This is a genomic window from Nocardia brasiliensis NBRC 14402, assembly GCF_000308475.2.
Classification (GTDB): domain Bacteria; phylum Actinomycetota; class Actinomycetes; order Mycobacteriales; family Mycobacteriaceae; genus Nocardia; species Nocardia brasiliensis.
Genome location: NZ_BAFT02000023.1, coordinates 97,513 through 108,495 on the forward strand (window position 1 = coordinate 97,513; position 10,983 = coordinate 108,495).

The following is a 10,983-nucleotide window of genomic DNA, read 5'->3' on the forward strand; positions in this document are numbered from 1 at the left end:
TAACCGGCCGATTTTCGCCGCCTCGATGACCGGGCGTTGCCATTCGGCCACCGTCTGTATCATCCTGCGCGCGACAGTGGCAATACCCCTTGCCGCACTTGTGGTCTCGGTGCGCATTCGCAGGCACGGCGTGCAGCTCTGGGCACGTGGCCTGCCGCTCGTCCCCCGGCCCGCCGAGCACCTCGAGGAGTATTCGCGGTGAGCATCCGATCCCACGTCGCGGCACTCCCCGCGACCACCTGGCCCGATATCGAGCGGGTGCCCACCGGCACCCGCGCCGCGCTCGCCGCGGCGGTGGCGAACAAGCTGTTCCGGCGTGCCGTGCGCGCACTTCCGATCCTGGTGGAGTACCCGGACGGGAGCACGCTCGGCGGGGGCGGGCCGGACGCGCCCCGGCTGGTCCTGCACCGCCCCGGCGTTTTCGCCACGCGGCTCGGCGTCGGCGGTTTGATCGGTTTCGGCGAGGCCTATATGGCCGGCGATTGGTCCGCGCCCGATCCGGCCGCGACGCTGGCGGTGTTCGCCGCACATGTCGACACCCTCGTCCCGGCGCCGCTGCGCGCACTGCGCCGCTGCTACGTGGCCAGACCTCCGGCCGCCGAACGCAACAGCGAGTCGAACACCCGCGGCAACATCGCCAGGCACTACGACCTGTCGAACAACCTCTTCGAACTGTTCCTCGACGAGACCCTGACCTATTCCAGCGCACTGTTCCCGGCCACCGCGCCGCCGCCGCGCTGGGCCGACCTCGCCGCCGCCCAGCGCGCCAAGATCGATCGGATCCTCGATTGCGCCGGAGTCGGCCCGGGCACCCGGCTACTCGAAATCGGCACCGGCTGGGGCGAATTGGCGCTGCGCGCGGCCGCCCGCGGGGCGACGGTACGCTCGGTGACCCTCTCGACTGAGCAGCGCGCGCTCGCGCTGGACCGGATCGCGGCCGCGGGGCTTTCCGAGCGCGTCACCGTCGATCTGCTCGACTACCGCCGGGTGCGCGGCGAATACGACGCGGTGGTGTCGGTGGAGATGATCGAGGCCGTCGGCTACGAGTACCTGGAAGCCTTCTTCGAGACCATCGACCGGGTGCTCGCACCGAACGGACGCGCGGTGATCCAGGCGATCACCATGCCGCACCACCGCATGCTCGCGACCCGCCACACCTACACCTGGGTGCAGAAATACATCTTTCCCGGCGGCTTCCTGCCGTCCACCCGACTGCTCGCCGACGTCGCCGCTCGCCGCACCACACTGGTTGTGCGCGAACAACTCTCGATGGGCGAGCACTACGCGCACACGTTGCGGCTGTGGCAGCAGCGGTTCAACGCCCGCACCGAACGGGTCGCCGAATTGGGCTTCGATCCGGTCTTCCGGCGGATGTGGCGGCTGTATCTGGCGCATGCCGAGGCCGGATTCCGCTGCGGCTACCTCGATGTCCACCAGATCTTGCTGACCCGCGACGCCGCGGCGTGACACCCGGCCGAATTCAGGTACGGCCGAGCAGATGTCGCAGCGCGGCCCCGAGATCCGGTGTGCGGAAACGATGTCCGGCCCGCTCCAGAGCAGCGGGCAGCACGCGCTGACTCGCGGCGGCCAGTTCGCGCGCGCCCTGCTCACCGAGCAGCAGCGCCGGACCGAACTCTGGTACCGGCAGCAACGCGGGCCGGTGCAGCACCGCCGCCAGGACGTGGGTGTATTCACTGTTGCGCACCGGCTGTGGGGCAACGGCATTCACCGGCCCGGACAAGGTCTCGTCCCAGAGGGCGCGGTGGTAGATGTCCACCAGGTCGTCGATGCCGATCCAGGACAACCACTGTTCACCGTCGCCGATCCGGCCGCCGAGGCCGGTCGCGAACAGGGGCCGCAGCAGCCGCAGCGTCCCGCCGCGCGGCGACTGCACGATCCCGGTGCGCACGGCGACGACGCGGACGCCGCCCTCGCTCGCGGCGCGGGTGGCCGCCTCCCAGTTCTCGACCACGTCGGCGAGGAAACCACCACCGCGCGATGCGGTTTCGGTCAATCGCTCGTCTCCGCGGTCGTAACCGTAGTAGCCGATCGCGGACGCGCTGACGAAAGCCGGAACGCCGGCCCGAGCCGCCAGTGCCGCCAGCCGCTCGGTCGGCCCGATGCGGCTTTCGACGATGGCCTTCTTGTGCTCGTCGGTGAACCGGCCCGCGATCGAGGCGCCCGCCAGATGGATCACCGCGTCCACACCGTCGAGCAGATCCGGCGCGGGATCGTCCGGGTCCCATTGCCTTTCACCCGGCCCGGGCGCGTGGCGGACCAAACGCACCACGGAATGGCCGCCGGTGGACAAGAAGGCCGTGAGGGCCGTACCGACCAGGCCGGAGGCGCCGGTCACCGCGATCGTGCGGGCCGTGAATCCCGCGCGCGCCGCCGCGGCGTGCGCGGCCAGGTCGTCGGTCAACTGCCGGTAGCGATAGTCGAACATCGGCCGCAGCGCGAAGGCCGGTACCGGCGTCGCGACGCGGTCCACCACCCTCGTGTGCGTCTCGTCGACGACCTCGAAATCGTGCGTGTGCCGCCAGCGCAGCAGCAGGCCCGCCGGCCAGGACGCGATCCCGGCGACGGCGATCCGGTCGACGAACCGCTGCGGTGGGTCATAACCGTCCGGGTCGTGGCGGGCCACCCAGCGCAATCCGCCCGGCAAGCCGAGCACGGCCCGGCCGCTCGCCAGCGAATCGGCCTCGGTCAGCACCGAGGCCGGCTGCCACGGCGGTGCCAGCCGGGCGAACGCCCCTGGTCGGGCGTGCCACGCGAAGACTTCGGAGCGGGGTGCCGCGACGACGGTCGAACACTCGATGCCCATGCCTCGACTCTAACGAGGTCCTGCCGCATTGCAACGTTCATGCATCGTTGATCGCAAACTTTCGAGAAGCGCAGAACAACTGCGCCATGACCGATGCGCCCGGGCGGGAGCACCGCGGCGGTGGCGGCCTCGCGGCCGGAACCGGGCGCCAGAATTGGAACTTGTTCTACCATGGGTCGAGTCAATGCCGACATCGGAGGAATTGCCATGCCGTTGGAACCCGCGGCCGCGGAGCTGTTGACGGCCGTGCAGGCGTCACCGCGCGCGGTGGCCGCGCACGACAAGTCCGGGTGGGTCGCGCTTTTCGCGGACGACGCCGAGGTCAACGATCCGGTCGGGTCGAGCCCGCACGTCGGCGAGCCCGCCATCGAACGGTTCTACGACACCTTCATCGGGCCGAATTCCATTGCCTTCCTTGTCGATCGCGATATCGTTGCGCCGCCGACGGTGGTCCGCGATCTGACCATCCAGACCACGATGGCGACCGGCGCCCGGGTGTCGGTGCCGATGCACCTGCGCTACCAGCTCACCGAGCAGCACGGCGAGTGGAAGATCGCGCACCTTGCCGCGCACTGGGAACTCGGCCCGATGATCGTGCAACTCCTGCGCACCGGACCGCGCGGAGTCGGCGCGGGGCTGCAACTCGGTCCGCAACTGATCACCAACCAGGGAGTCACCGGAGCGCTCGGCATGATGCGGGCGCTCGGCGGCGTCGGCACCGCGGGCAAGCGCACGGCGGCACGCCTTTTCGCCGCCGCGGGCAGCACCGATATCGCCCGCGTCCGCGGCCTGCTCGGCCACTACGCCGTCGTCGAATTACCTGCGGGCACACCGGTTTCGCTCGAGGAGTTCACGAACCGGGCGCGAAACATGCGGTGGAGCAAGCTGATCGCGGCGGGCCGCACCGTCAGCGCGAGCGTCCGGATCGGCGAAGCCCGCGGTGTCGTGTTCGTCGACTTCACCGCGGGCTCACCGCATATCGCGGCCGTGCGCTTCTTCCTCGATCAGCACTGACCGGCGTTCAGGCGAGCTGGATCGACTTCTCCGGTTGCGCCGCAACGGGTTCGGCGGCAGGGGGGAACTCGGTCCAGCCGGGCGGCCCGAAGATGTAACCGAGTCGACCACGCCAGGTGCGGGCACCGCGGACATCGCGGACCAGCCCGGCCAGCTCGTGGTAGTTGACCTTCAGCGGATTGTCGGTGCCGATGTTCTTGGTGAGGCCGTATCGGATCGGCTCGGACTCGGCGGCGAAACTACCGAACATGCGGTCCCAGATGATGAGGATGCCGCCGTAGTTCTTGTCGATATACGGCTGGTTGGAGCCGTGATGGATGCGGTGGTGCGCGGGGGTGTTGAACAGGAACTCGATCGGCCGCGGCAGGGTCTTGATGCGCTGGGTGTGGATCGGGAACTGGTAGAGCAGGCCGATGCTCTGCAGCACGAAGATCATCCAGGCCGGAAAACCGAGCAACGCCGCTGGGACCCAAGCCAATCCGCGCAGCAGGGTGGCCGCCGGGTGCAGCCACGGTAGGCGGATCGCCGTGGAGAGATTGAAGTACTCGCTGGAGTGGTGCACGCTGTGCGCGGTCCACATGATCCGGACCCGGTGATCGGCGCGGTGCGCCCAGTAGTAGCAGAAGTCGGTGACCACCAAGCCGAGCACCCAGACCCACCAGGACTTCGGGGACAGGTGCAGCGGCGTGATCGCGGCCGCGCCGACCACGGCCGAGAACGGCAGCACGTACTGCATCAGCGGTTTCACCAGCCTGCCGAGCGTGAACGTCGCCACGTTGGACACGGTGTCCCGCCCCGCCCCGGCGTTCTCGGCACGGTCGGGGTCACGGCGATACGCGATCCACTCCACCGCCATCAATATCGCGAATGCCGGAATGGCATAGCTGAGCAACTCCACAGAATTCACGACGCCACCTCGCCGACCCTCGGCCGCACTCGACGCTCGATCATGAGATCTCCTTCACCGTCTGCTGTCGCTTTTCGACGATACGGTCGCTGGCCTGCGTAAACATCGCGCCGACGAGGGAGCCGAGATCCCTCCCGCGGGGGACGCGACGTGGCCGTTTCGCGGGCACAGTTGCGTAGGTCCAGCGGTGGGCCTGGCTACGATCGGACGCTGGATCAACACGAAGGCGGTGGCGAACTGTTGGATGTGAGCAGGTCACTCGCCCGCCAGTCGGTCATCGTCGCCGTGGCGGCCGCGGTGGTCGACGCGACGGTGCTCGGGTTCGGCGGCGTGTTCGCGGTCGCGCCGTGGCAGACCGCCGCCGCAGTCACCTGCATCGTCGCGGCCGATCTCGCCCTGGCCGCGCCACCGCGCACGGCGGGAGTGGTCGCGCTGGCCCACGTCGTGGTGCGGTTGCTGGCCACGCTGCTGCTGATCCATCACGGATTCGGACCGCGCTTCGCCGATGTCGGCTTCCTGGTCGCCGGGTATCGGGCGGGCGCCTGGCTGGCCGGTTCGACCTCGGTGCTGACCATGCTCACCCTGTGCGCGGGTGTCACCGCGGCACGCCTGCTGGCGCGCGGCGGCGGTTCCGTCGATTGGCTCCTGCTACTGGCCGGAACGGTGTCCGCCGGGTGCGTGCCCTGGCTGGTCGGCCGGTACACGGCCGCGCGCGGCGCATATATCGCCGATCTGGAGCAGCGCGCGAAACTACGTCAGCAGGAACATCAGGTCGCGCTGGAACGCGTGGTGACCGAGGAACGCGCCGCCATCGCGCGCGACCTGCACGACGTGATCTCACACCACGTCAGCGCCATCGGCATCCACGCGGGCGCGGCCCGAATGGCGTTGGCCGGCACCACGAATACGGCCGCGACGCGCTCGCTCACGGCGGTGGAGTCGAGCAGCCGCGCGGCGATGGAGGACCTGCGCCGCCAACTGGATCTGCTGCACGGCCGCGACGACGACGGCCAGCGGCAACCGGGGCTGGCCGACGTCGACCGGCTCGTCGAGCACGTCCGCGCGGCCGGATTGACCGTCGCGGTGAGCGTGACCGGTCCTGTTGTCGCACTACCGGATTCGCTCGACATCACGCTCTATCGCATCGTGCAGGAGATGCTGACCAACGCGCTGCGCCACGGCGACGGTGCGCAGGCGCGACTAGAGGTGACCTACCGTCCCAAGCACGTCACCATCCGCGCGAGCAACCCGCTGCCGTACCCGCCTGCGATCGCCGACAACGCGGTGCCCCGCGGCCTCGGTGGCATGCGCAGGCGCGCGGAGCTTTTCGACGGCAAACTGGAGTACGGCCCGGACCAGGACGGAACGCACTGGCACACCGAGGTTTCCGTGGCGATCGGAGGATCGTGAACACCCAGATCCGCGTCTTGATCGCCGACGACCACAGCGTGTTCCGCTCGGGCCTGCGCGCCGTGGTCGACAGCCAGGACCACCTCGACTGTGTCGCCGAGGTGAGCGACGGTCGCACCGCGATCGCCGAAACCGCCCGGCTGCGACCGGATGTGGCGATCCTCGACGTCCGGATGCCCAAGCTGGACGGCCTCGCCGCGACCGAGGCCATCGTGGCGGCGGGCGGCACCTGCGTCTTGGTGCTCACCACCTACGACAGCGACGCCAACCTCTACCGAGCGCTACAGGCGGGCGCGAGTGGGTTTCTCTTGAAAAGCCTGCCGCCGGAAGAACTCCTCGCGGCCATCCGCATCGCCGCCCGCGGCGACGCGCTGATCGATCCTTCGATGACCAAGCGCCTGGTCGCGCGGTTCGCGCACAGCATCGCTCCCCCGCAGACCCCGCCGGAGGTGGCGCAGCTGACCGCGCGCGAACTCGAAGTGCTGCTCTTGCTCGCCGACGCGCGCAGCAACGCCGAGATCGCGAGCACGCTCGGAGTCGGCGACGAGACGGTCAAGACGCACGTCTCGCGGGTGCTGGCCAAGCTCGGGGTGCGTGATCGCATCCACGCGGTGGTCTACGCCCATCAGCACGGCCTGGTCCCGCGACACCCGCGCTGACTGCCGTTTCCGGCACGCCCGTCCGAGATCTCCGCGAATCGGGACCGCGGACAGTACGGTTAGCAGACTGCCTGGTCTATTTCGACGGATGGAGCCGCAATGCGTCGTGTTCGCGCCCGGATTGTCGTCACGGTCATCGGTGCCGCGCTGCTCCTGCCCGGCGCCGGTGTCGCGTTCGCCCAGGACCGGGGCGCCACCGACGCGACCACCCGCAAAGCCCTGGTCGAGCAGGCACAGCAACGCACCGACAGCGCCCGGGCCCGGGAGCGCGCGGTCCGTCCCGGCGGGGCCGCGGCGGCACCGAAGGCGAAACCCGGCCTGCACAGTGACACCGCGACGACCACCGTCGAAGCGGCGCGCGCCGCGGCGGACGCCGCCAAGGCCGCCTACACCGCCATCCTCGCCGCCGAGAAGGCCACCGACAGCCTCCTCGGCGTGCTCGAAGCCGAGCGAGCGGTACGCGCGGCGGAGCGGGCGGCCGCCGCACCCGATGATGTCGAACTGGCTCGAGCCGCCACGGCCGCGGAATTCACCGCAACCGCGGCGACCGGACTCCGGCGGCGCTAAGCGCCCGCCGGCGGAGCACCCGCCGTAGTCGTGGGATCGATGACACCGAACGCCTCGCCCTGCGGACCCTGCAGCACACTCATCCGCCCGAACTGAGTGTCATCGGGCCCCATCAGGACCGTGGCGCCCAATTCGGTCGCCTTGGCCAGGGTCGCGTCGGCGTTGTCGACCTGAAACCAGGTCAACCAGAACGACGGAGCGTCACCGGGGGTCTTGCTCGCGTCGTTGACCCCACCGACCGGATCACCTTCCGGCGACAGGCCGAAGGTGGAGTAGACGAAGTTGCCGTCACCGATTTCGGTGTAGTGCCAACCGAATACGGCCGCGTAGAACTCCTGCGACTGCTTGTACCGATCGGTGTGCAGCTCGTTCCAGCAGTAGGCGCCGTCCTCGTTGCAGATCTCGGCGCCGTTGTGCGCCTTGGCTTCCCATACGCCGAAGACCGCGCCCACCGGATCCGCGGCGATACACATCCGGCCGGCATCCAGCACATCGAACGGCGGCATGACCACCGAACCGCCTGCCGCGGTGATCTTTTCGGCGATCTCGTCGGCGCTGTCCGCGGCGAAGTAGGTGGTCCACACCGAGGGCATCGCCATGCCCGCCGGCTTGGGTCCGATGGCCGCGGCGGGCTTGCCGTGACGTAGCGCCATCAGATACCCGCCCGCGTCCGGCGGGCTGTCCAAGACCTCCCAGCCGAACAGATCGCCATAGAATTCGCGGGCGGCTGCGGTGTCGTCGACCTGGCTGTCGACCCAACACGGCGTTCCCTGCGGCCAGCTTCCTTCATGAGTGGGCATGTCCGTGGCCTCCTTGACCTCGGGTTGCTGCGACGTGGCCGGGGCGGCCCGGCGCACGGCAAGTCAACCACCAGGCCGCCCCGCTGGGCAGCGGAATCCGCTGTTGTGCACCCGTTGTCGAAGTACAAACCGCACAAATCCCTGATATGACGCGGATTAGTTGCCGCAAGGGGGGTTGATCAGGAGTATGGCGGCATGACAACTGCTTCCGATGTCGGGCGCGAGCGGCTGCGTCTCGACGAACTGCCGGTTCGTCCCATCCATCGCAAACTGGTTGTCCTCGTCGGCGCGGGGTTGTTCTTCGACCTCTACGAGCTTTTCCTCGCGGGGACCATCACCGGCGTCCTGAAGCAAGAACTGCACCTGTCCACCTTCCAGCTCAGCGGCATCGTCGGGTCGGCGTTCGCGGGACAGTTCCTGGGCGCGCTGGTGATCGGCCGGTTGTCCGATGTGTTCGGCCGGCGCCGGATGTTCATGGTCAACATCGCGCTGTATTCCGGCTTCACCCTGCTCGGCGCGTTCAGTCCGAACGTCGCCTTCCTGATGGCGACCCGGTTCCTGGCCGGGCTCGGCATCGGCGCGGAGATGACGGTCTCCGATACCTATTTGTCCGAAGTCGTTCCGCCACAGGTGCGTGGCCGCATGATCGCCACGGCCTACACCATCGGCTTCTGCGCCGTGCCCACTGTCGGCTTCCTCGCCAAATGGCTGGTTCCGTTGCAGCCCTTCGGCGTCGACGGCTGGCGCTGGCTGTTCGTGATCGGCGGGCTCGGCGCCGCGGTGGTGGTCGTCGCGCGCCGCAATATGCCCGAATCGCCGCGCTGGCTGGCCCGGCAGGAACAGAAGGAGGGCGCGCTGCCCTTCCGCGCGATCCTGCGGCCGCCGTATCGCGCACGCACCACACTGTTCTCGGCGGTGATGATCCTGCAGGTCTTCGGATACTACGGTTTCGGCACGCTGGCCGTACTCGTGTTGGACCGCAAGGGATTCGAGGTGGTGACCTCGCTGAGCTACCTGGCCATCACCTATCTCGGCTATCCGCTGGGCTCGCTGCTCGCCATCCCGCTGATGGAACGATTCGAACGAAAACATCTGGTGATGGGCACCGCAACCCTGATGGCGGTATTCGGTTTGGTCTTCGGCTTCGCCACCAGCGTGCCGCTGATCCTGCTCTCCGGCGCGCTGTTCACCATCACCAGCAACGTCTTCTCCGACGCCATCCACGCCTACCTGCCCGAATCGTTCCCCACCGCGGTGCGCGGCACCGCATCCGGCGCGACCTACTCGCTGTCCAAAGTCAGCACGGCGCTGCTGCCTTTCCTGCTGCTGCCGTTGCTCGATCGTCCGGGCGGGCCCGGCCTGGTCTTCTCGGTCATCACCGTGGCCCTGCTCGCCATGGTCACGCTGGTCGGGGTGTGGGGGCCGCTCACCGGCAGGCACGCGTTGGACGATTAGCGCCGATCACTGTGCGAGCGTGGGGATTCGGCGGATCCACTGCGGTGCGTCCAGTTCGGCGGTGATGAACCGGGCCAGGTCGGTGAGCGAGAGTTGCCGACCGCCGCTGGGGTTTTCGCCGTCCTGGACGCGGCAGGTGCCGGTCGGCGGAGCATCGGTGAGGCGAGCGGGGCGCACGAAGGTCCAGTCGAGTCCGCTGTCCCGGATGATCGTTTCCATCAGGCGCATGTCGCCGTAGAGCTCGCGCATCAAGGTTTTCGCCACGAGGCGATACCAGAGCGGGTGGTTCGGATCGTCACCGCGGACACCGCTGGAGGTGATGGCGATGAGGCGGTGCACGCCCGTGTCGCGCATCGCCGGCACCAGGGCGCGAGCGCCCTCGGAATACAAGCCGTCGGCATGCCGGCCGGACGGTCCGATCGCGCTGACCACGACGTCGTGACCCGCCACCGCCGCCCGCACGCTGTCCGGGTCGCGGATGTCGGCGCGCACCACACGGAACGGTCCCGACAGCTTCGCGGGACTTCGCACCGCGGCGGTCACCGTGTGCCCGGCGCTGAGCGCCTCCGTCACGATGTGTTGTCCCGCCCGGCCCGCGGCGCCGAATACCACCACATTGCTCACTGTTCTACCTCCTGCCGACGATCACTGATCGTAACGATCACCGATCGTTCAGAACGATGGTCGTCGCGGGCACTGTTTGTCAAGCTAGGATTCGCGCATGCCCCGCCCCAACCCGCGCACCAACCCCGCCAAGGCACCGCTCAGCCTCGACGCGGTCGTGCGGGCCACCCTCACACTGATCGACGAATCGGGTTGCGACGCCGTGAGCATGCGCCGGGTCGCGCAAGCCCTCGACACCGGGTCGGCATCCCTCTACGTCTACGTGCACGACCGGCGTGAGCTGATGCTGCTCGCCCACGACCTGGCCGTCGCCGCCGTCGAACTCCCCACCGACGCCGACGGCGATTGGCGCGCCCGCCTCGAACTCCTCATCGAACGCACCATCGCCGCCCTCGCCACCCACCGCGACCTCGCCGCCATCGGCTTCACCGAAGCCCCCACCCGCCCCCACTTCCTCCGCCTCATCGAAGAGATGCTCCGCCTCCTCCGCCAAGCCCTCCCCGACCCCTCCTGCGCCTGGGCGGTAGACCTCCTGGCCCAATACATAGCCTCCGCAGCTTTGGAAACCGGCTTCCGCACGGAAGGAGGTTCGGGCTCCGGCTCCTGCCCCAGCGCGAGTTCCGGCGCGGACCCACTGACCGGCCCCGGCTCAAACCCGGGCCCGGACTCCGGCTCCAAGTCCGACAACAGCTCCGGCTCGAGCGCCGGCGTTAACTCCCGCCT

The 10,983-nt window shown here is 68.9% G+C and carries 12 protein-coding genes; 8 read left to right on the forward strand and 4 right to left on the reverse strand.

The annotated features are described in order from the left end of the window. Positions 1-10: 10 nt before the first annotated feature. Together TY25_RS42435 and TY25_RS05430 are read left to right on the forward strand one after the other, a co-directional pair. Positions 11-202, forward strand: coding sequence for a DUF1365 family protein (locus TY25_RS42435; RefSeq protein ID WP_342216774.1), 192 nt, complete (start codon positions 11-13; stop codon positions 200-202). Continuing rightward, positions 199-1,467, forward strand: coding sequence for an SAM-dependent methyltransferase (locus TY25_RS05430; protein WP_042254564.1), 1,269 nt, complete (start codon positions 199-201; stop codon positions 1,465-1,467). The genes TY25_RS42435 and TY25_RS05430 overlap by 4 nt, the downstream gene beginning before the upstream one ends. Before the next feature lie 13 nt (positions 1,468-1,480). On the opposite strand, the gene TY25_RS05435 is transcribed toward TY25_RS05430, so the two are convergent. Then, positions 1,481-2,824, reverse strand: coding sequence for a TIGR01777 family oxidoreductase (locus TY25_RS05435; RefSeq protein ID WP_042254565.1), 1,344 nt, complete (start codon positions 2,822-2,824; stop codon positions 1,481-1,483). Positions 2,825-3,031: 207 nt separating this feature from the next. On the opposite strand from TY25_RS05435, the gene TY25_RS05440 reads away from it, so the two are divergent. Further along, on the forward strand, positions 3,032-3,838 hold the full coding sequence (locus tag TY25_RS05440) for a nuclear transport factor 2 family protein (RefSeq protein ID WP_042254566.1): 807 nt from the start codon (positions 3,032-3,034) through the stop codon (positions 3,836-3,838). 7 nt (positions 3,839-3,845) lie between these two features. Here TY25_RS05440 and TY25_RS05445 read toward each other — a convergent pair whose 3' ends face one another. Beyond that, positions 3,846-4,745 (reverse strand): sterol desaturase family protein, encoded by a 900-nt coding sequence (locus tag TY25_RS05445; RefSeq protein ID WP_342216773.1) that lies wholly within the window; start codon positions 4,743-4,745, stop codon positions 3,846-3,848. Positions 4,746-4,991: 246 nt separating this feature from the next. Here TY25_RS05445 and TY25_RS05450 point away from each other — a divergent pair, with 246 nt between their 5' ends. From TY25_RS05450 to TY25_RS05460, 3 genes are all read left to right on the forward strand, one after another. Further along, positions 4,992-6,155, forward strand: a complete 1,164-nt coding sequence (locus TY25_RS05450; RefSeq protein WP_226887194.1) for a sensor histidine kinase — start codon at positions 4,992-4,994, stop codon at positions 6,153-6,155. Continuing rightward, positions 6,152-6,814, forward strand: coding sequence for a response regulator (locus TY25_RS05455; protein ID WP_042254567.1), 663 nt, complete (start codon positions 6,152-6,154; stop codon positions 6,812-6,814). Before TY25_RS05450 ends, TY25_RS05455 begins: the two co-directional genes overlap by 4 nt. A gap of 99 nt (positions 6,815-6,913) precedes the next feature. Continuing rightward, positions 6,914-7,381, forward strand: a complete 468-nt coding sequence (locus TY25_RS05460) for a hypothetical protein (protein WP_042254568.1) — start codon at positions 6,914-6,916, stop codon at positions 7,379-7,381. Here TY25_RS05460 and TY25_RS05465 read toward each other — a convergent pair. Further along, positions 7,378-8,181 (reverse strand): VOC family protein, encoded by an 804-nt coding sequence (locus tag TY25_RS05465; protein ID WP_042254586.1) that lies wholly within the window; start codon positions 8,179-8,181, stop codon positions 7,378-7,380. The two genes, TY25_RS05460 and TY25_RS05465, sit on opposite strands and share 4 nt — an antisense overlap. A 195-nt stretch (positions 8,182-8,376) precedes the next feature. On the opposite strand from TY25_RS05465, the gene TY25_RS05470 reads away from it, so the two are divergent. Further along, positions 8,377-9,636, forward strand: coding sequence for an MFS transporter (locus TY25_RS05470; RefSeq protein WP_042254569.1), 1,260 nt, complete (start codon positions 8,377-8,379; stop codon positions 9,634-9,636). 6 nt (positions 9,637-9,642) lie between these two features. On the opposite strand, the gene TY25_RS05475 is transcribed toward TY25_RS05470, so the two are convergent. Further along, complete coding sequence (locus TY25_RS05475) at positions 9,643-10,260, reverse strand: NAD(P)-dependent oxidoreductase (RefSeq protein ID WP_042254570.1); 618 nt, start codon at positions 10,258-10,260, stop codon at positions 9,643-9,645. Between the two features lie 97 nt (positions 10,261-10,357). Here TY25_RS05475 and TY25_RS05480 point away from each other — a divergent pair. After that, a partial coding sequence (locus tag TY25_RS05480) for a TetR/AcrR family transcriptional regulator (RefSeq protein WP_052382816.1) occupies positions 10,358-10,983 on the forward strand: 626 nt, incomplete at its 3' end.

Coding starts and splice junctions, on each gene's coding strand:
- TY25_RS05435 (WP_042254565.1), bottom strand. CDS start 2,824: ATGGGCATCGAGTGTTCGACCGTCGTCGCGGCACCCCGCTCCGAAGTC.
- TY25_RS05440 (WP_042254566.1), top strand. CDS start 3,032: ATGCCGTTGGAACCCGCGGCCGCGGAGCTGTTGACGGCCGTGCAGGCG.
- TY25_RS05460 (WP_042254568.1), top strand. CDS start 6,914: ATGCGTCGTGTTCGCGCCCGGATTGTCGTCACGGTCATCGGTGCCGCG.
- TY25_RS05465 (WP_042254586.1), bottom strand. CDS start 8,181: ATGCCCACTCATGAAGGAAGCTGGCCGCAGGGAACGCCGTGTTGGGTC.
- TY25_RS05470 (WP_042254569.1), top strand. CDS start 8,377: ATGACAACTGCTTCCGATGTCGGGCGCGAGCGGCTGCGTCTCGACGAA.